Source organism: Methylophaga muralis, from assembly GCF_001720165.1.
Lineage (GTDB): Bacteria > Pseudomonadota > Gammaproteobacteria > Nitrosococcales > Methylophagaceae > Methylophaga > Methylophaga muralis.
In genome coordinates this window covers 1-20856 of sequence record NZ_MCRI01000004.1, presented here as the reverse complement: position 1 = coordinate 20856, position 20856 = coordinate 1, and the positions used below count along the sequence as shown (strand labels likewise).

Sequence of the window (20856 nt, the reverse complement as noted above, 5' to 3'; positions counted from 1 at the left end):
ATTTAATAATAGCCGTTTTTTTGTCGTAATTTGCCTAATCTAAGTCTCAGGAGAAATCATGCTGGAAGTGAACCAGTTAACGAAAACCTTCGGCAATCGAATAGCCGTTGATCATCTCAACTTCAAAATCGCTTCCGGTGAGGTTTTGTGTTTATTGGGTGCTAATGGGGCGGGGAAAACGACAACGTTGAACATGCTACTGGGCTTTACTGCACCAAGCAGTGGTAGCGCCACGCTGGATGGCGATGACCTCTATAAGCAGGCTTCCTTATGCCGACAGAAAATCATGTATGTGCCAGAAAACGTCAATCTTTATCCGCGTTTTGATGCCATTGAAAACATTCACTATCTGGCAGTGCTGGCCAAAATGAAATTAACTGACCAGCAAATCCACGAGGCTTTAAGCAGTGCCGGGCTTAAACAGGCTGACTTTACCAAGCATCTCGCAGAATATTCCAAGGGCATGCGCCAGAAAGTAGCCATTGCGTTTGCGTTGTTAAAACATGCTCGTTTGATTTTGATGGATGAGCCGACATCTGGTCTTGATCCTGTCGCCACACAAGACTTTATACAGGTGGTTAATACCATCAAAGAACGTGGAGCAGCGGTGTTGATTGTTACACATGATTTGTTATGTGCCCATCAATTGGCTGACCGTATTGGCATCATGAAACAAGGTCATCTGACTGATTTAATCACCACGCAATCATTAACACTCGACCAGCTAACGCAACGCTACTTTGACCAGTTTGCTGCATAAATATTAAAGGAATAAACCGTGAAAAAAACACTTATCAGCAGCCTGATTGTTTCTGCTCTACCATTATCTGTGGTATTTGCTGAGACCGATAATGAACCCGCCGCCCGTATTGATCCCTTAGTGGTACTGGGTACTCGTCCGGATTATGCCGATGAGAACCTGGCCGGTTCACAGGATATTATCTCGCGAGAAGAGTTATCCATCAGTCATGTGAATAACACCATGGAGCTGTTTACTAAAATTCCCGGTGTTTATTTTGCTCGTTACAACCAGGGCATTATTAATACGGATATTGGTATTCGTGGCTTTGCAGCCGAGGGAAGTACTCCCCACGCCAAGCTGTTGATTGATGGCATTCCATCCAATCTACATAACGGCTATAGCGAGATGGATCAATTGTTTCCAGCCAATATCGATACTATTCAGGTCTATAAAGGCAACAGTGACCCGCGTTATGGCACTTTTAATGTTGCCGGTAATTACAATATTGCCACACGCTCGGATATTGCCCGTGAAGTTGAAGTCACTCTTGGCAGTTATAACGCGCGTGAGATTCAGGGCTATTGGGGCGAACAGACCCGTAACCTGCAGCACAGTTATTTTGCCGGATATCGTGAATCGGAAGGTTACCGCGATAATTACGATATTGATAAATACAGTGTCGGTGGACGCTGGTTTTATGATTTATCAGACGATACCTCAATTGGTTTTATTGCTCGCCTCGCTGAGTATGATGCTGATGCGCCCGGTTATTTAACCCGTGTAGAAGCGCGTAAACATCCGACCCGTTCAGCAGCCTATGCCCGGCAGGATGGTGGTGATAAGGAAACCCAATCCTACAGTCTGCATTTTGATACCGCATTGGCTGATGATTTGACCTGGTCAGCCAAAGCCTATTACAACTATTACGAACGTGAGCGTTGGGTGCGTTTTAGTGAGGCTGGCTCATTACAGAACCGTTATGACGAGCAGGATCATTACGGATTTATTTCCACGCTTTCATGGGATATTAATGAGCAGTGGGCGTTGAACTGGGGATTTGATATCGAGCGCCAGGATGTGCTGGAGCAACGTTTTGGCACCATCGACAATATGCGGCAACGTGATACCAGTAATGTATCACGCGACTTTGATTATGATTTCGTCAGCACAGGCACTTATCTACAGGTGTCTCATGCACCTAATGAATTTATTGCCTGGAATGCAGCGATTAGGGCTGATCGCATTGATGGAGATTTTAAACAGCGGAATGCGTCGGGTGAAGTAATCAGCGATCGCGATAGTTATAACTACGGAACCATAGTTCAACCTAAATTCAATCTGTTCCTCTACCCGACTGATCAAGTGACTTTATTTGCTAATGCCGGTCGCAGTTTTCAGCACCCGGTTAGCAGTAGTGCCTATACAGATGGCGACCGTTCTGCTCGAGATGTCTCGGTGAATGATGGTTGGGAGCTGGGTGTCAAATGGGCACCTATCAACAGCGTTGAATTACGCGTTTCGTATTGGGAACAGAAAGCCAAAGATGAGTTTGTTTTGGTCGATGGCCTCGCTCAAAATGTCGGTAAAACCATGCGGCATGGGACAGATTTTGGCATGAGTTGGATGGCAACTGAAAAACTCACTGTTTGGGGTAATTTCAGCACAGTAGAATCAGAAATTCAAAGTCCTGGTGCCGAGCGCGGCAATGAATTACGCAGTATTCCATCCTACACCGCTTCAACAGGTGTGAGTTACTTGTTTACCCCGGTACTGACAGGACGTCTACATTACGATGCTCAGGGCTCGTCTTATATTAATGAAGCCAATAGCGGTGGCAAGTTCGGTAAATACAATCTGGTCAATGCCAGCATGGATTATGCAACAAGCTGGGGCAATATCAATTTCCAGGTGAATAACCTGTTCAATGAATACTACGAATATGTCTACGATAATGGCGGCGTGGATGGTGTGATTTATTCACCTGGCGATGGCATCAATGCCAGTGTTTCAGTGGCGTATAAGTTCTGATCATGATGAAAACCATTATTGAAATTGCTCGTCATGAGTTGATCACCCAATGGCGGAGTCAGACCCTGAAAATCCTGTTGCCATTGTTATTGGTGTTAACGTCATTAATTGCGTTTTCCCATTGGCAACAGCAGCAGGATTTTATTGAGGCGCAAACCATTTGGCAGCAGCAGAATGATGCCAAATGGGAAGCCCAGCCAGATCGACATCCCCATCGTGCTGCACATTACGGCACGATGGTATTTCGTATCATCTCACCGCTTAGCTTTATTGATAGCGGCGTGAATCCGTTTGTCGGTAATGCCTTGTTTTTGGAAGCGCATCGGCAAAACAGCAGTAGCTTTAAACAATATGTCAGCAGCACGGCCTATATGGGGCTTGGCTATTTGTCAGGAGCGACCATTATTTTGGTTATCTGGCCATTGGTGTTGATCGCTTTAGCGTTTAATAGTGTGAGCGGTGAACGCGGACAAGGCACATTACGACAGTTGGTCTCCCAAGGTATCAGTGTAAAACAACTGTTATTTGGCAAAACACTGGCCTACCTTGCGATATCGCTGATTTTTCTGTTAGTGATTTTCGCCATTGCTATTGGATTTATGCTGTTATCGCATGTGCATGGCAGCGATGTATTACGTATGGGGCTAATGTTTGTTTTGTATTTGTTCTACTGTCTTTTATGGACCGTCACAGTGGTGTTGTTCTCTAACTGGTGCCGCACTAATCAGCAAAGCCTTTCAGCATTGTTACTGTTCTGGTTATTGACAGTTATTGTGATGCCTAAAATGGCTAACACTGTGGCAGAGATGCAATATCCGATGCCGGATCGTGCGGTATTTGATATTCAAACTGCACAGGAAATTGCCAAAGTGGGAGATTCGCATAACCCTGACGATCCACATTTCACCGAGTTTCGTGAAAAAGTGTTAGCAGAATATGGCGTCTCGCGTGTTGAAGATCTTCCGGTAAACTGGCGCGGTGTAGTGATGCAGGAGGGCGAGCGCATTACCAGTGAAGTCTTTACCCAACAATATGAAAAACTGATGCAAATCGCTGAACAGCAAAATCAACTGGTCAGTCATGTAGCGTGGTTTTCACCCTATTTATTAGCCAACAAGTTATCGTCTATTTTCGCGGCGACCAATGCAGGTAGTTTTTTGCATTATGAAAACGCTGCGGAGCAATTTCGCTTTAATTTCATCAAGCAGCTGAATCAGATGCATGCAGAACAAATCGACCATGCCCATGACCGTGAACAAAAAGTCTCGAATGAGCATTTGGCAAATCTGCAGCAATTTGATTATCAATCTCCTACCTTGCAGGACGAACTGAATTTGATTTACCTACCTTTATTAATATTACTGGGGTGGTTATTCATCGGTGTGTTGTTACTTTCCCGCAGTCGGAACGAGGTTGATTAGGTGAGATTTATTCAATTTGAATTACGCTTGTTATGGCAGAACAAGCTCTTTAAATGGCTGATGGCAGCTTATCTTCTAGCAGCTTTATTAGCCATTATCTGGGGCCAGATAGGACTACAACGTGAATATCAACAGCGGGCTATCAGCGAAGCAAATTACCAAGCCGAATTGGCAGACTATAAGAAGGATGCTCCGTTAGCTCCATACGACTCGGGTTATATGAGTTATTACCAGTTTCATCCTGTCTGGCAAAAACCTTCTGCCTGGTCGGCATTGATACATGGTGAACGAAGCGAAGCGGCCAGCCACACAAGAGTTCGTTTATTAGGTTTGCAAAGCCAATTAAGCAATACGGCGACTGGCAATATTGCTGCTATGCCGATTGGTAAGCTGGACTTAAGTTTTATCTGGATTTACCTGATGCCGTTATTAATCGCTGCCTTAAGTTTAAATCTGCTTGCAGAAGAGAAGGCCAGCGGACGCTGGTCGTTATTGGCCTCCCAGGTGGCTAATAGCGGACTGTTATTAACTAAAAAAATGCTCATTGCTGCAGGCTTGCTGGCAGTCGTTAATATAGTGATATTGCTTGCAGCGGTTGTACTGACGGATATCAGCTTAGATGGCTTATGGTGGCAGATTGCAGCGGTATTGTTAACCTACCAACTCTGCTGGTTTTTGATTACCGGCTGGATTATCAGTCTGCAACGTACTGCTATCTTTAACAGTTTGTTATTTATCAGCCTGTGGATTGTGTTTGCTTTTGTATTGCCAGGTTTGGCTTATCTGTATCAAACACAACAACAGCAACCCGCGGAGCATGTCTCAATGCTGTTTGATCAGCGTGAATATATGCATGGCAGCTGGGATAAAGATAAACAAGCGGATTTTGATGCCTATCTGCAAGATTATCCACAGTGGCAGACTACCGAGCCGATATTGCAACAACCATTTGACTGGCGTTGGTATTATGCGATGCAGCATATGAGCGATGTGATTGTGGCGGACGCTGTAGCGCAGTTTCGTGAGAGTCGCGTTAATTCATACCAAATTGGTAATCAAGTTGCCTGGTTATCGCCGTTGATGCGTTTGCAATACAGCATGAATCATTTCGCCGATACCGATATGTTGGCAAGTCAGGCATTTCTGGATCAGATTGGTGATTATCACCAGCAATTGCGCGAATATTTCTTTAACTTCTATTTTTTCGACAAGCCGTTTACCGAGACTGATTTCGCTAATATTCCTGTATTTGAATATCAGCCCGTAATGCAAAGCCATACGTTAAAAAGCTTAATTAATTTGGTGTTGATAGGCTTGTTTTTTGTTGGATTAATTATGCTGCAAACTCGCCGAAATCGTGGCTGAACAAACCTTTAAGCTGTTTCAAAAAGCGATACCGACCAATGTGATTACTGGTTTTCTCGGTGTCGGTAAAACCACGGCCATTCAGCATCTTTTGAATACTAAACCGGCAAATGAACGCTGGGCGGTTTTGATTAATGAGTTTGGCAAAGTGGGAATAGATAGTCAGTTACTGCAAACCGATGAGCACTCTTTAGGTGAGGTCACGATTCGCGAAGTACCCGGGGGCTGTATGTGCTGTGCTGCTGGTTTGCCGATGAAGGTGGCACTCAATCAGCTTATTGGTAAAGCTAAACCCGACAGATTATTGATTGAACCCAGTGGGTTGGGGCATCCGGAAGAAGTGATCGCCGTGCTGTCAGGAGACTTTTATCAATCGATCATTGATTTACGCGCCACGCTGACATTGGTTGATGCACGTCATATGGCTGATGCGAAATATCGAGAACATGAGACTTTTCAGCAGCAGTTACAGATCGCCGATCTGATCGTGGCGAACAAGGCTGATATGTATGGTCAGATTGAAATTGATGCTTTAACTGCTTACCTGGATGAAATGCATCTTCAGGAACTACCATTACAGGTTACTCAAGATGCAAAAATTAATCCTGAATGGTTAAAGCCAAAAGCTAAATTTAATCAGGCCATCTGGCATGAACAACCAGCGGTTTTTAATGTTGATAGCGAAGAACAGCTTATTCCAGATTGTGGCTACCTGGCGGCGGCACAAAAGTTGAGTGGCTGGTATAGCTATGGTTGGCGGTTCAAATCAACATTTTGTTTTGATTACCAACCGCTGATGAAGTGGCTGGAGCAATTTAAACAGGTGCGGCTTAAAGCTGTTTTTCGAACCAGCGAAGGCTTTGTTGCTATCAATCAAGCTGATAACAACTTGATGATTAAAAGACTGCCCGGTCAGGCTGTGGAAAGCCGTATTGAGTTCATCACCGACAAGCCGCTTGATGCAAAAATAATGGAAAATCAACTACTCCAAATATGTGGGATAAATCATGCTAACCCGTCTTAAAAACGCTCGCGTATATGACCCAGTACAAAAACTCAATGGGGAACTCATGGATCTGTGGATCCGTGATGATCGAATCGTTGACCCGAAAAACATCAGTGATAAAGATTCGGCTATTACCTATGATTTAAATGGGGCCATTACCATGGCGGGCGGTGTTGATATCCACAGCCATATTGCAGGGGGTAACGTAAATACCGCACGTTTATTACTGCCGGATCAACATCGAAATCATCTGCAAAGACAGGAAAACCTGCCGTTTTATAATGCCCGCTGGTCGAGTTTTGAAACCGGCTATCGCTACACTGAAATGGGTTACAGCATGGTGGTGGAACCAGCGATGTTGCCGGTCAATGCGCCACAGGTGCATCGAGAAATGGCAGATATTCCCATCATCGATACGGCTGCGCTGGCGATTCTGGGTAGTGATGATTTGCTGGTATCCATGTTGCGAAGTGGTGCTTCCCAGGATCAGATTAATGACTATGTCAGCTGGACGATTAATACCACCCAGGCATTAGGATTGAAAGTGATTAATGCCGGTGGTTCACAGGCGTTTAAAGCCGGGGTTGAACAGTTTGGTCTGGATGATGAAGTACCGGATTATGGCATCAGCTCACGGCGCTTATTAACTTCATTGCAGACCGCCGTGCATCAATTGGGTATTCCGCACCCAGTACATGTGCATTGTAATAATCTTGGTGTTCCCGGCAATGTACAAACCGCCATTGATACCATGGAAGCCGCTCAAGGCTTGCCGATGCATCTGGCACATGTGCAGTTTTATGGCTATGGAGCCGAAGGCACTCGAGGTTTTTCTTCAGCTGCTGCTCAGTTGATGGAAGCATTTAATCGCCACCCCAATATCACTATGGACGTCGGGCAGGTGTTATTTGGCCAAACAGTCACCATGTCTGGCGATATCATCGCTCAGTTCTCCCGTCGTGGCGATGCCAGCCCGCATAAATGGGTGATGTGGCATGCTGAAGACGAAGGCAGTGGCGGCATCGTGCCTTATCAATACAAAAAGGCCAGTTTTGTAAATGGTCTGCAGTGGGCGATTGGTCTGGAGATATTCCTGTTGTCCGGCGATCCCTGGCGTTTGTTTTTTACTACTGATCATCCCAATGGTGCACCGTTTACCCGTTACCCGGATTTATTGCATCTATTGATGGACTATGATTTTCGTATGGCCTGTCTGGCAGAACTGGATCCAGAGATCATGGAGTTGACCCTGCTCAAAGATCTGAAGCAGGAATTCAGCTTATACGATATTGCCATTATGACGCGGGCGGCCCCGGCCAAATTACTGGGATTGAATGACCGTGGGCATTTGCAACCTGGCGCTTTGGCCGATATTGCAGTTTATCGGGGGCAGGATGATAAAGCGGCGATGTTCAGAAAGGCGCAATGGGTCTTCAAAAACGGTCAGCTGATTATTGAGAACGGCGAGTTTGTGAAGCGTCAGTTTGGTCAGACCATGACCGTTAAACCACATTTTGATAGACAAATTGAATCCACAGTTAAAAACTACTTTGATCGTTTTTACTCGATGAATTTATCTAACTATGGGGTGCAACAGGATTTGTTATTTGACCAGCCTGAGCGTTTTTCTGCGATCAGGCTGTAATCATTTATTCTGTATATAACTCAATGTTGTCGGCTTTCATCGAATAGGCTGAAACTGCCACTTCATTTTCGGTGATGGTTGTTGTTAGCGTGCCCTCGACCCAATAGGGATCATAAAGATTTTGTTGGGCAACGCCATCTTTGGAGGTGACATAAATAATTTGATTGGGCGGTGGCGGAGGATAATGGATACAGGCTCCGAAAAACGGCACCAGAAAGAATTCGGTCACCAGTTGTTGTTCGTTCATTTCAACCGGAACCATAAAACCGGGCAGACGAATCTGCCGTTGATCATATTCAGGTTTGACCTTGGCTGAAGTTAATGCCTGCTGGTAGCGATCATCTGCAGAATTTTCCAGTGCGCCGAGTAATTGGCTGCTGATTTGATCTTCAAATGAGCCGTCTTCTATTTCACTGAGGTATTCGGGCGGATTCATCAGTGCTTCCAGATCGTCCTCTGGCATCAAGTCTACCCAATCAATGGATTGGTATTTATTATCGGCAAGCAGCGGTTGAGTGAATATCAAACCCATTAATACTAAGAAATAAAGCCAGAACTTTGCAGGTTTTAGTGCGGTCATGGTGTATCCGAGAGGTTAAAAGTCGAGCGAAAATGTTATGTTATAACAATTAATATGCATACCAAAACTATCCATTATTCAATCCGGTAATCGTATGACCAATCGTCCTGCTATCCAAATCGAAAACTGTCAATTTCGTTATCATCCAGACTCAGACAAGGCTTTATTGCAAATAGCTCACTGGCAGGTTGAAAAAGGTGAAACAGTGTTTGTTTACGGGCCATCTGGTTCTGGAAAATCTACCTTGTTAAATCTACTGGCAGGCATCCTGTTGCCTCAACAGGGAAGCATCAAACTGGATGAGGTAACACTCAACCAGCTCAGCAATCGAAAACGTGATGCCTTTCGCGCACGTCATATTGGCATGGTGTTTCAGCGGTTTAATCTGATTCCTTATTTAACCGTGGCCGATAATATCAAGCTGGCCAGCCACTTTTCCAGTCACGATAAACCGTATTTGCAGCAGCGCAGTCTGGAACTGATGAACGACTTGCAACTGGATATTGAATTGCTTGAACGACCTGCATCTCAATTGAGCGTCGGTCAACAGCAACGCGTGGCGATTGTCCGCGCTCTGATTAATCAACCTGAATTATTGATTGTTGATGAACCTACTTCGGCGCTGGATAGCGATGCCCGCGATAGTTTTGTAGATCTATTACTGAAACAGGTCAAAGTGGCTGGAGCGACAATCATTTTTGTCAGTCATGATCGCAGTCTTGCACAGCATTTTTCCAGACAGCTGGATATCCAGTCATTTATGGTCGCAGGAGAAAAACATGCTGTTTAAACTGGCCTGGAAAAGTTTATTGGCAAGACGCGTCAGTGTGCTACTGACGGTGCTGATGATGACAGTGAGTATTTTTGTGTTGCTGAGTGTGGAAACCATACGTTATCAGGCCAAAGACAGTTTTAGCAAAACAGTTTCTGGCGTTGATTTGATTGTCGGCGCACGCACCGGTCAGGTGAATCTCCTGCTGTATTCGGTATTCCATATTGGAGTGCCAACCAATAATGTTTCCTGGCAGAGTTATCAGGAAATTGCGACCAATCCATCTGTAGCATGGAGTATTCCAATTTCTCTCGGGGATTCGCATCGAGGTTATCGGGTGGTTGGTACCAGCACCGATTTTTTTGAATTTTTCCGCTTTGGAAATAAACAAGCGCTTACCTTTCAACATGGCAAAGCGTTTGATGAACATTTTGATGCAGTGATTGGCTCAGAAGTAGCCAAACAACTGGGTTACCAAGTAGATGATGCCATTGTGCTGGCACATGGTATTGCCAGTACCAGCTTTAGTAAACATGATGATCATCCGTTTAAAATTACCGGTATTCTGGCTCCGACTGGCACACCGGTCGATCAATCAGTGTATGTGAGTTTACAAGGCATTGAAGCCATTCATTTCAACTGGCAGGGCGGGGTGAGAATGCCGGGCACAGCCACACCAGAGTTAGCAGATTTGCAGCCAAAAACAATTACCGCATTTATGCTGGGACTTAATTCGCGGATACAGACCTTTAATCTGCAACGCCAAATCAATGAGTACCGGCAGGAACCATTACAGGCAATTTTGCCAGGTGCGACATTAATGTCGTTATGGACAATGCTTAGCAGTGTGGAGCAGCTATTATTGTTGATTGCATCCCTGGTGTTACTGGGCGCTTTGATTGGCATGGCAAATATGTTGCTGGTTTCCATGCGCGAGCGCCGCCATGAATTATCTGTGCTGCGTGCGTTGGGTTATCGACCAGGATTTTTGTTTGCCTTGCTGCAGCTTGAGGCCATGCTGATTAGTCTTGCAGCCGCTTTTACGGCATTTATCAGTTTGCAGTTAAGTATGTATGTACTGAAAGACTGGTTATTGCAGGAGTATGGGATTTTGCTGACGCGATTATCAATCATCAATGAGTTTCTGTTTATGTTGCCGTTAGTACTTATCGCGAGTTTTCTTGTGGCGCTTATTCCGGCAATCAGTGCCTATCGACAAGGCCTGCATCAGCAATTGAATCTGTAAATCAAATGCGTTTGAGTTTTGGCAGATGCTGTTTTAGATGGGATTTAATATCTTCGACGTCGGCTGAAAATACCAACGCATAGATCTCACGCTGCATGGTATCAGTGATAAACGGGTAAATTTCATAACCTTCGGCGTAGAGTTCAGCCCTGGCACGACAGACTTTGCGAATGCCTTCGCTAAAAGCCAGGTTTTCTACGGCGGGTAAATCCGATTCCCCCATTGTCCACTGCTGTTCTTTCCAGTTATCAAAACACCATTGGCTTAACTGTAGAACAGGATCCGTTTTATCTTTTTCAACTTTATCCGCTTGCTCGCTACAGCCTAACAAGCAAAACAGACTGAGCATCAGAAAATGTTGTCGCATCGCTTAAGCCCCGCTGCAATTGTAATTGAAACCATATTGCCTGTTTTTACCATCAAACACCAACCTTTGATGCCCTGGAAAAATGATTGATAACAAGCAATGACAAAATGAATTTATCGCGTCATTATCAGCAGATAGTCATCATAAACGAGGCTGATGATGGATAAGTTTTCAACGGTTGGAGTGATTTTACTGCTGATTCTGGCGATTGTCGGTGGCTATATGACTGGCCTGTTTGCCGCAGGTTTATATGAATTGGGAAAACGTCGTTTAGGCAAGCTGCTCACGGTGATGCTTAATCTGGTGTTTTATATCGTTCCTGCCTGGGCGTTGATTAGTATTGTCAAAGAAGACGGGTTGCTATTTTTTTATGTGTTATTGCTGGTGTTCTATTTCCTCGGAATTCATGACTCAAAACAGACGTCAGTAGGTGAGAACAAACCGGATAAAAATTATGAACCCTATGACTAATGTTTAATATTTTGATTATGCACTTCTGACGGGAGTTAACTATTGAAAACGAACTATCATCGCAGTCAGCTTATTGTAGTTGTTATTCTGCTGGCTTGTGTCGTTTTGGCATTGCTCCCTTTCGAATCAAATGTCGGAAACCAATTAAGCCAAATGCTCAAAGTGACACTCACTGTCTATGCCATTGCCAGAGGATTGAACGCGGTTATTTCGGTAGCGCAGGGCACTGAACTCTCAATCGAGCCGATGGGGGTAGGCTTAACGTTAACACCTGGGCAGATATTGGATCCGCTGAATGATTTGATTGAACAATTTTCTACCGTTTTATTGATGGCTTCTGCATCACTTGGTATCCAGAAGATCCTGTTATCAATGGGAGATATCCCCATATTCCGCTGGGTATTAGCTGGCTTTGCGGCTGTCGTTATTGTGTTGATTCTTTGGCAAAAGCTGCCAGAACGTTGGTCTGCGAGATTGTTCAACCTAGTGTTGGTTATTACCTTATTGCGTTTGGCAATACCGTTGACGATTCTGGCATCCAATCAAGTGCAGGTTTGGTTGGAACATGACAGACAGGATGCGATAGCAGTTTTGCAAACGACCCAACAGGAAGTAGCTGCGCTTCAACCCGATCCTGATGAGCCTCAACGCACGTGGTATCAAGGCTTTAAAGATAATCTGGATGTAAAAGCCAGATTACAGGATATTCAACAGAAAGCAGAGCAAGGGATTAATGCTGCAATCTATTTATTAGCTGAATTCGTATTGATTATGTTGATTTTGCCTATTGGATTTCTGTTTTTTGCCTGGCGATTGATAAATAGAATCACCAGGTCCTAAGCAGGATTATTTTAAAAACCCAAGCTTTGTTGCCAGCGTTAACTGTCGGTCGAGACAACGTTTTGTTCGGTTAAACAGAGGGCTTTTATCGGTAAGCCAGCAGCAAAAAGTGATTAAATAAATGCTGGTTAAAACGGTTTCGTCGAATGCCCGCCAAGGTAAGGTTGAGTTTTGGTTTGCCCCTTCACGCAGCCATTGTACGGTGCGGCTGATACGAAGCAGTGCAGGTATCTGGATATGCAGATGACCAGGCTCCAGCTTGTTTAAAATCATTTGGCGGGTCACTTTTTGATTAATTGCTAGTGAGTCGAGCCAAGTCATCAGTAGATTGTGAAATTTCTGTTGATTGCTAAGTGTTGGAAAGAGTGAAGCTTGGGAAGCTGAAAGCATTTGTCTATCTGCCCGTTCGAACCAGGCATCGCTGATTTGTTCTTTTTCAGCGAAATATTCATAAATATCGGCAAGGGAAATATCCAATTCGGTAGCGATATCATGCAGACGCAATGATTCCCAGGACGACTTGGCAGCCAGATTAACGGCACTATCAATAATGGCGTTATATAAATCAGTTTGTTGCGTCATGATTTACCTCCATCTTGCGGCTAATTCAAGCATAACCTGATTTATACAGCAGACACAAAAAAGCCCGACTAGTCGGGGCTTTTTGAGGTTTCGCTTTTCTGCAGATTAACGGTTGCAGATGTACATTGTTACTTCAAAGCCGAAACGCATATCTGAGTATTCTGGTTTAGTCCACATGTCTATTTCTCCAAATTTGTTAAGCAATAAATTTTTGCTATGGTTCAAATCATACGCTGGCAAAAATATTAAACCCTCAGCATTCGGCTTTATACCCCTCAGGATTTTCCTGAATTGATAAACATTTTTTCGCCAGCATTTACAATTTTGATTTCACGCTGGGGATAAGGTATCTCAATATTATTTTCTTTCAAGGCATCCCAAATCATTAATAACAAATCTGCACCCACACGATTTGGCCCGTCATCGATACCTTCCATCCAGAACTCAATCAGGATATCGACACCTGATTCCCCGAAACCAGCAATCTCAGCATCAGGACGTTCTTCAATCGGCACATTATCACCACTGATAACCCGTGGGTGACTGGCAACGACTTCACGAAGTAAATCAAACAAGAAATGTAAATCGGTTTTGTAGGAAACCTGGAATTCAATGTCGTAGCGTTGTTTAAAGTTTTTATGCGTCCAGTTGGTAAAACTGGTGGTGATAAATTGCTCATTGGGCACCATGATATCTTTACCATCATAGGTCTCTAGCGTAGTGGAACGCATATTCAGCTCACGAATTACGCCTTTGCGTCCATCTTCCATTTCAATGTAGTCACCTACACTCAATGAGCGTTCAAGTAACAAGATAATACCGGAGATAAAATTTGAAGCGATGGATTGTAATCCAAAGCCTAAACCGACACCTAACGCACCACCGAATACGGCTAGAGCTGTCAGATTAATGCCCATGATCTGCAATAGCAGAATGAACACAATGAAAAACAGAGCGATTTGAAATAGTTTGGCAAACACCTCACGGGTGCCAACATCTAAATCTTCCTGACTGCGAATGATTTGCTGCCCGGCATTGCTGGAAATGCGTCCTAACCAGAACAGAATCGTGCCGAATATTAATACTCGAATGATGCCATAGGCGGAAATATTAATATTGCCGACTTCAAATGACATGGATTCTAGGTAGGCAATAACTGCATCAAGCCAACCAAATAATTGCAAAATGGCGATTGGCAAAATAATCCACAACGCGAGCTTCTTAAATAATGCTTTATGAACCAGGCGATCTATTAATTTATAGAGCATGAAGATCACTGCCCAGCTCATGCAGACTTGAATCAACCAGCTTTGACCTATCCACATTTGGCTAATATCGGCGGCAATGGAAAATGCCAGAATAAGCATTAACGGTAAGATCAAATTACGACTTTGATAAATACGATTACGCATTTTCAGTAATGGGCCGGTAGCCGGGATTTGTCTTAATAAGGGTGAGCGATTTTTCAGAAAACTGGCAAATGAATAGGCCAGCAGCCCTGATAAAACGATTAAGCCGATTTGAGAATAAAATTTCGGACTGCTTGCCCAATCCATGACAATGCTCAGAGCTTGAAAGAAAAGGGTTTCAATTTGCTGGATATCCATTCTCATACCGTAAGCTGCGTTTAAAGAGTGCCAATGTAAGCGAGCATCGATCCATGATCAAGCCAGTTCATGCGTGACATTTAATTTCATCGATTGATTTTGAAAAAGGCAAAATGCACTAATGGAAAAAATTGAAGATATCTCTGCGGAAACTACTGATGTAACAGCTGCTAACAGTGGAAGTGTTAAGCGGTTTGTGAAGTATTTTTTTAGGGGTAAATGAAAAAAAATTATTGATTCAAGTACATTCTGAGTTCAAACAGAGCAATATTGGCGCAATATGCGAAACAGCTTTTGAAGTGACATAACCGTTCAATAAACTCTAGAGTTAGTAATCGATCTTGTTAGCGATTAATAACCGCCAGATACAAAAAAGCCCCGGATACCGGGGCTTTTCGTTTCACCCGAAGGTGAAAAACAAACTGTTATCGTAGCAATTATGCAGGAACGATGTTTTCAGCTTGTGGACCTTTTTGACCTTGAGTAACATCAAATGTTACACGTTGGCCTTCAGTCAATGTTTTGAAACCGTCACCTTGGATTTGACGGAAATGTGCGAAAACGTCAGGGCCGTTTTCTTGTTCGATAAAACCAAAGCCTTTAGCTTCGTTAAACCATTTAACTGTTCCAGTTGAAGACATAAATCATCCTATTTTTTGTAAATCTAAAAATGCCCTAATCGGGCGGGTATGCTGTAAGTGGAGCGGGTATTTTGAAAACAGGACGAGTACTCTTTGGATCTAACATTAAAGCGGAAACATCGAACTTGAAAACAAATATCTGTCGTACTTGCAAGCACAATCGACTATATAGAGATTATTTGTAAAGGTCAAAGCTTATTTTACTAATAATCACAATATTAATCTCCATAGAGAAAATGTTGGGTTTAGTTTAAGCAGACTCAAGCGTTTCATTGAGTGACTTAGACTAGTTTGTCGCTGGTAAAGGTGGCGTTTTTTTGACGTCTTTCACGGAACCACCTTAATGAGGGTTTTTCGACGTAATAGTGCATTAATATCGCCAGGATAAACGAAACGACAAGGGCAATTGAAACGCCCATCAAACCAGATAATCCAAAGGCATAGCTTTGATCTATGATGCCGTAACCAATATTCTGATGTACCAGATAAAGAGAATAAGACAGGCTGCCCAACCATAGCGTGACTTTGTTAACGATGAAGTTTAAATAGCCACTTATTGCTAATACAAACACGCCGTAACAGCTCAAAACAAAGATATTGAAAGGTGCCGGATAGGCGATCAGTGCATGACTCATTGATAAGGCCAAGAAGAAAACTTCTATGGCAGCCAGACTACCGGTTTTATGCCAGCGATATAACAAAATCCCGCTAATAAATAATGGTGCGTAGCTAGTAAATAATAACTCAGTTGCAATAAATAACATTGTTGGCGATAAACTTTCTAAATTTATAACACCCACGTAACTCAGTATTATCCAGCCAAATAACACCGTGCGTAATTGCTGCCAGCTTTTCAATGTGTAAAACAGAAGTGCCATCCAGGCATAAAAGGTCACTTCAATCACCAAACTCCAATAAGCTCCATCAACATGTGCATGGTCCAGGTAACTATGTAACAGCGTAAAGTTCAACAATGCCGAACTTAACGGCACGGCACGGTCATATGGCCCGAGGGCATGCACAAACAAAAAGGTAAGAATAATACCAACCCATAAGGCCGGTAATAAACGAAAGGCACGAGCTAGACCAAACTTGGCTACATTTTCAGTTCGTTCCAGTGTCATGAAAATAACAAACCCACTGAGCATAAAGAAGAGATGTACCCCATAGCGGCCAAATTTGAGAAAATCTGGTGGGGTAAAGGCGTGACCGTATAGTTCGTTGTAATAAGGCAGGTAATGAAAAAGGACTACGCCTAAAGCTGCTATGCCTCTTAATGCATCAAGTGCTTGAAGCCGGTTTTTGGCCGGTGTCATACAACGCTCCTGCTGTAAAAATGAAGTTGAGTATAACGTTAGAGTCTTAACTCAATCTTAACCTAGGCTATATGAACAGGAATTAATGTTATTTGAGAATGGATGAAGTTTGATAAAAACTAGGGTGGTTGATCTTTCCTAGGCCGAGCAATGGTGGCTGTGAAAGATAAACAGACTTTATGCTACAACACAGTTTTTACCCTGGTGTTTGGCAATGTAAAGATTGCGATCTGCCCGGCTGAGCAGGGCAAAAATCCCATCATCCTGCTCACTATATTCGGTTAGCCCAATACTGACAGTGAAGCTAACATTTTCACCGCTAACGAGTGGCAGGGTTAAATTTTCAACGCATTCACGCATACGTTCAGCTAAAGTCAATGCTGAAGCCAGTTCGGTTTCAGGTAGGATCATGGCAAATTCTTCACCTCCAATACGTCCGAAAATATCGTATGAGCGCTTGGAGGTCATGATGCATTCACTGAATAACTTGATAGCTTCATCACCCGTGTTATGACCATGTAAATCATTTATCCGTTTGAAGTCATCAATATCAAACATCAACAGACACAGAGTTCGGTTGTATCGTGATGTGCGTTGCAGCTCGGTTTCTGCCTGAGCAATAAATGCTCGTCGATTCCACAGTCCGGTTAGATCATCCGTATTGGCCAAATATTCCAGCGTTTTCGCTACTTCTTCAAGCTCGAAATTCTTTTCCAGAATATCCAGATTAGCTTCAAAGATATTACGTAACTGCACCATCATTTTTATTTGCAGCTCACTGTAATAATGGGTTTTTGTATCCAGCACGCATAAGGTGCCAAATGGATCTCCGTTAGGCCAGATAACAGGTACTCCAAGATAGTTGACCATGCCTAAGTTGTGATCGTATTTATCTTTCCATTGTGGATCTTCATTTGCATTAGCAACAAACAGCGTTTGTTGCTGACGAATGGCAAATTCACAATAGGTATCTGAGCCCGTTAGATTAAATTTTTGATTAATTTGATAAGGATTTTCAATCGCACGGTTTTTGACCATTACAGCGAGTTCATCACTTTCATTTAAATGCGTCAGCAATACAACAGGCACTTCCATAAACTCAGCAAATAAATCGAGCAGATCCTGCCATTGCTGGAAATAATCGTCGCTGACTATCGGATGGGACATATCTGCTCTGTTTTTCAAGGAGTTGATCCTTTTTGTAAAACTAATGTGGAGCATACAATAAATTTAAAACGAGTCCTTAACCTATTTAATATGTCACAACTCAAAATTACCGGTTACAGGTTAAAACCACTCTAATGCCAACAAACTATCGAATTACCGTTTTAGTATATTTAACGCTCTTGTTGAGCGCTTGCGACCCATTGGCAAAACCGGACACATTAATGGACGAATATGTGAAGCGTTTAGCAAATGTGCTAGATGTTGAGCCGAATTATTCGGAATTGGTGGCTATTGAAAGAATACCGAGATTCCGTGAGCGCACCTTATCGATAGCTGAGACTGATATAAACATGCTCGACTTTTTAAAGCTGTATGGTTGTGAACTGCAATTTGTGGTGGGTGAAAAAAATGCAATCCTTGGCCGTGTTATGCAGCCATTAAACAGTTTGCGTTATGAGTTACGTTTTATCGAAGCAGCCAGGACATGTTTAGCTGAAATAGATAATGAACAGCTAAGACATAAAGTAGTTGTCGCCCTCGAAACAAAACAACAAAACTTACCGACGGTGATCTGGAATGCTACGTGGGGAACTGACGAAATAGCTCAGCTTACGAGCCTTTCAAATGGACTTTATCAACCGGAACAGAGCCAACACGAAATTTCACAATACGGAAATGATATTCAGTATCTGAATGATGTCATTGGAAAACTACAATCCGGTGATTATTCGGTAGATCTGACTTATCTTGGAAACATTCAACAAAGTTGGCAATACGGAAGCAGGGCAGGCCAGTTACATAACAGTGCAAGGTTGCTGATCACTCGTCTTGATGATGCTACGCAGATACTGCAGCAGCGGGTTCACCAGCAGCCTTTATGCTCGCAAAGCAAGCCTAATAAGCAGGCGCGAGTTGTAGAGTCTATGTTTTATAGTGTGTATATCGGGAAAGTTCAGCCGTATATGGCTAGTGTTAATCGTGCAGCGGGGCAGTTATTCGAACCGCTATCTGAGTTGGCTCAACTTCAGCAGCATGTTATGCCTGAATCCTTTAAGCCCTATTATTCTCTTAGCCTAAACTGGGATGACGAGACAGGTCTCTGGGCTTTATATCAACAGCGGGTCAGAGAACACACAGAGGCCTGGCAAGATTTGCTCGAACAATGTGGTTTACGACCCGCTGCATAATGAACAACTAGACTTTAAAGCGACCCATCATTTGTTTCATGTTATCTGAAAAGTGTCGGATTTCCTGAGCTAATTCTTCACCGGTTTCAGCAATTTCACTGGCCGATTCGGTCTGCTGGTTTAAACCGTGCAGATTCTTACTGATCTCTTCGGCAACACAAGTTTGCTCTTCTGTTGCTTGAGCCGTTTGGGTAGCCATATCATTAACACGATTTGAAGATTGCTGAATTTCGTTAAATACCGCATCAGCTTCAACAAAGGTATTGGCTGTTTCATCAGCATTTACCTTACCTTCAGAAATCGCTTTGGAGGAAGAGCTAACTGATAACTGCAATTTTTGAATGATCTTATCTATGTCATTGGTACTTTGTTGAGTTCGAGTTGCCAAGGTTCTGACTTCATCGGCGACCACGGCAAAGCCACGACCATGTTCACCGGCACGGGCAGCTTCAATAGCAGCATTTAAAGCCAGCAAATTGGTTTGTTCAGCAACACCTCGAATAACTTCGAGTACTGAAACGATGTTATTTGAATTGGCTTCCAGTTCTTGAGAGGAATTTAATACCAAATCCATATTGCGTATCAGTGCAGAAATTTTTTCGTTAGAGCTTCTGACAACCGCCATACCACGGTCCGCCAATCCCGCTGTTTTGTCTGCTTCGGAAGCAGAGTTAGTCGCTACCTGAGCCATTTCTTTATTAGCCAATGTCATTTCATGAACCGCACTAACAATCGACTCAGTAGATAAATTCAAATTTTGATTTATGCTTTTGGTGTGCACAGAGGCGTCTGACAAACTGGCCGTGAGGTTACCCAGGCTGCCAACTTGCGCGAGAATGTTTTTAATCAAATCCTGCAAATTGGTGACAAACACGTTGAAGGCAACGGCTAGATTACCGAATTCGTCTTTTGATGAAACATCAATCCTGGCGGTTAAGTCACCATCACCAGAGGCAATTTCATTTATCCGTTTAACAAGATAATTAATATCATCAGTGAGTTTTTTAGGGATGAGATAACTAAACGCAATGGCAATTAACAGTACGATACCAACAGCAATAAAGGTAATTGTCATTTTGGTCCGAATATCGGCGGCTAATTGCTCTTCAATCACCTGAAATCCGGTGATAACCGCTTCGCCTGATTTATCCAGAATATCCCGTAACTCAGCGAACTCCTGATCTTCTATTTGTTCAAGACTACTCAGTGATTGATTCCTATTAAAAGCATCAACCAGCGCATTAGAAGATGTCACCCATTCCTGATAAGCCTTATCAAATAAAGCTGGATCACCCGATATCTCGGGATAGTCCTTCAGATACTCGCGATACTCAGAATATCGATCGGCAACTTGCTGCATATTCTCTTGGCGATCTGCTTCTTGCTGTGCACTGTCTGAGCGTTCGGAAATAATATTAAGTTGTGCAAGTTTTGCTTGATAAAGATCACGATCTGCATTGAGAATCACCTCACTGGCCGGCATGAAGTTTCGTGCCTGAATTTCTATAAGCCGATTCTGTAACGACATCATCCACCAAAACATTGAGATGACAATGATAATGGTCAACCCCATGACCAATACAGGTAAAGAGCTTTTCGTGCGAATACTATGAATATTCATTTTGGTATCATCCCAATGCTTCATTGCTTAAGTTTAAGCAGCTTTCGTTAATAGCTATATCAAATTTACTGCTGTACAGCATGGTTGTCGACTGAATATAAAAAATCTTTAGCTAAAATGTAAGCTAAACATAAGCCATAAAGACAATTAGATGTTTTTTCAATATCTAAGTTGCTGAGTTTTTATGAAATTTCAACAGGGCGAGAAGGGGAGTTGTGTGTCTCCAGACAATGTAGAAAATGCATGATTGTT

General features: G+C 43.2%; 20 protein-coding genes. 11 read left to right on the top strand and 9 right to left on the bottom strand.

All coding sequences use genetic code 11. The features are described 5' to 3' along the window. Positions 1-58: 58 nt before the first annotated feature. Genes A9E74_RS03250 through A9E74_RS03225 form a run of 6 tightly spaced genes read left to right on the top strand, consistent with a single transcriptional unit; the run spans position 59 to position 8207 of the window. Positions 59-760, top strand: a complete 702-nt coding sequence (locus A9E74_RS03250) for an ABC transporter ATP-binding protein (protein ID WP_069295221.1) — start codon at positions 59-61, stop codon at positions 758-760. Positions 761-778: 18 nt separating this feature from the next. Next, positions 779-2770, top strand: coding sequence for a TonB-dependent receptor (locus tag A9E74_RS03245; protein WP_069295220.1), 1992 nt, complete (start codon positions 779-781; stop codon positions 2768-2770). A 2-nt stretch (positions 2771-2772) separates the two neighbouring features. After that, positions 2773-4191: an ABC transporter permease gene (locus A9E74_RS03240; RefSeq protein ID WP_069295219.1), complete on the top strand. Its 1419-nt coding sequence runs from the start codon at positions 2773-2775 to the stop codon at positions 4189-4191. Then, a complete protein-coding gene (locus tag A9E74_RS03235; RefSeq protein ID WP_245652028.1) occupies positions 4192-5556 on the top strand; it encodes a DUF3526 domain-containing protein in 1365 nt (454 codons plus the stop codon). After that, a complete protein-coding gene (locus tag A9E74_RS03230) occupies positions 5549-6580 on the top strand; it encodes a CobW family GTP-binding protein (RefSeq protein ID WP_069295218.1) in 1032 nt (343 codons plus the stop codon). Before A9E74_RS03235 ends, A9E74_RS03230 begins: the two co-directional genes overlap by 8 nt. Continuing rightward, complete coding sequence (locus A9E74_RS03225; protein WP_069295217.1) at positions 6564-8207, top strand: formylmethanofuran dehydrogenase subunit A; 1644 nt, start codon at positions 6564-6566, stop codon at positions 8205-8207. Before A9E74_RS03230 ends, A9E74_RS03225 begins: the two co-directional genes overlap by 17 nt. 4 nt (positions 8208-8211) lie before the next feature. Here the strand turns inward: A9E74_RS03225 and A9E74_RS03220 are convergent, their stop codons facing one another. After that, positions 8212-8787 (bottom strand): DUF3299 domain-containing protein, encoded by a 576-nt coding sequence (locus A9E74_RS03220; protein WP_069295216.1) that lies wholly within the window; start codon positions 8785-8787, stop codon positions 8212-8214. Positions 8788-8881: 94 nt separating this feature from the next. Here A9E74_RS03220 and A9E74_RS03215 point away from each other — a divergent pair, with 94 nt between their 5' ends. Further along, positions 8882-9577, top strand: a complete 696-nt coding sequence (locus A9E74_RS03215) for an ABC transporter ATP-binding protein (RefSeq protein ID WP_069295215.1) — start codon at positions 8882-8884, stop codon at positions 9575-9577. After that, complete coding sequence (locus A9E74_RS03210) at positions 9567-10805, top strand: ABC transporter permease (protein ID WP_069295214.1); 1239 nt, start codon at positions 9567-9569, stop codon at positions 10803-10805. Before A9E74_RS03215 ends, A9E74_RS03210 begins: the two co-directional genes overlap by 11 nt. A 1-nt stretch (position 10806) precedes the next feature. Here A9E74_RS03210 and A9E74_RS03205 read toward each other — a convergent pair whose 3' ends face one another. Continuing rightward, positions 10807-11172, bottom strand: a complete 366-nt coding sequence (locus A9E74_RS03205; RefSeq protein ID WP_069295213.1) for a hypothetical protein — start codon at positions 11170-11172, stop codon at positions 10807-10809. A gap of 156 nt (positions 11173-11328) precedes the next feature. Here A9E74_RS03205 and A9E74_RS03200 point away from each other — a divergent pair, with 156 nt between their 5' ends. Together A9E74_RS03200 and A9E74_RS03195 are read left to right on the top strand one after the other, a co-directional pair. After that, on the top strand, positions 11329-11643 hold the full coding sequence (locus A9E74_RS03200; protein WP_245652027.1) for a hypothetical protein: 315 nt from the start codon (positions 11329-11331) through the stop codon (positions 11641-11643). Positions 11644-11685: 42 nt separating this feature from the next. Continuing rightward, positions 11686-12483, top strand: coding sequence for a hypothetical protein (locus tag A9E74_RS03195; protein WP_069295211.1), 798 nt, complete (start codon positions 11686-11688; stop codon positions 12481-12483). A gap of 6 nt (positions 12484-12489) precedes the next feature. Here A9E74_RS03195 and A9E74_RS03190 read toward each other — a convergent pair whose 3' ends face one another. The 6 genes from A9E74_RS03190 to A9E74_RS03170 all read right to left on the bottom strand — a co-directional run bounded on the left by A9E74_RS03190 (position 12490) and on the right by A9E74_RS03170 (position 17814). Beyond that, complete coding sequence (locus tag A9E74_RS03190; RefSeq protein WP_069295210.1) at positions 12490-13065, bottom strand: TetR/AcrR family transcriptional regulator; 576 nt, start codon at positions 13063-13065, stop codon at positions 12490-12492. Positions 13066-13170: 105 nt separating this feature from the next. Further along, entirely contained in the window at positions 13171-13242 is a 72-nt protein-coding gene (gene pqqA / locus A9E74_RS13990) for a pyrroloquinoline quinone precursor peptide PqqA (protein WP_081443609.1), read from the bottom strand. A 98-nt stretch (positions 13243-13340) separates the two neighbouring features. Next, positions 13341-14678, bottom strand: coding sequence for a mechanosensitive ion channel family protein (locus tag A9E74_RS03185; protein ID WP_245652026.1), 1338 nt, complete (start codon positions 14676-14678; stop codon positions 13341-13343). Positions 14679-15109: 431 nt separating this feature from the next. Then, positions 15110-15313, bottom strand: a complete 204-nt coding sequence (locus A9E74_RS03180; RefSeq protein ID WP_014706925.1) for a cold-shock protein — start codon at positions 15311-15313, stop codon at positions 15110-15112. A 281-nt stretch (positions 15314-15594) separates the two neighbouring features. Further along, positions 15595-16629 carry an acyltransferase family protein gene (locus A9E74_RS03175; protein WP_069295208.1) on the bottom strand — a complete coding sequence of 345 codons (1035 nt, stop codon included), beginning with the start codon at positions 16627-16629 and terminating at the stop codon, positions 15595-15597. A 177-nt stretch (positions 16630-16806) separates the two neighbouring features. Beyond that, complete coding sequence (locus A9E74_RS03170; RefSeq protein ID WP_245652025.1) at positions 16807-17814, bottom strand: sensor domain-containing diguanylate cyclase; 1008 nt, start codon at positions 17812-17814, stop codon at positions 16807-16809. Between the two features lie 203 nt (positions 17815-18017). On the opposite strand from A9E74_RS03170, the gene A9E74_RS03165 reads away from it, so the two are divergent. Next, on the top strand, positions 18018-18983 hold the full coding sequence (locus A9E74_RS03165) for a DUF3080 family protein (RefSeq protein ID WP_084002878.1): 966 nt from the start codon (positions 18018-18020) through the stop codon (positions 18981-18983). A 7-nt stretch (positions 18984-18990) separates the two neighbouring features. On the opposite strand, the gene A9E74_RS03160 is transcribed toward A9E74_RS03165, so the two are convergent. Beyond that, positions 18991-20604: a methyl-accepting chemotaxis protein gene (locus A9E74_RS03160; protein WP_069295319.1), complete on the bottom strand. Its 1614-nt coding sequence runs from the start codon at positions 20602-20604 to the stop codon at positions 18991-18993. Positions 20605-20856: the final 252 nt, after the last annotated feature.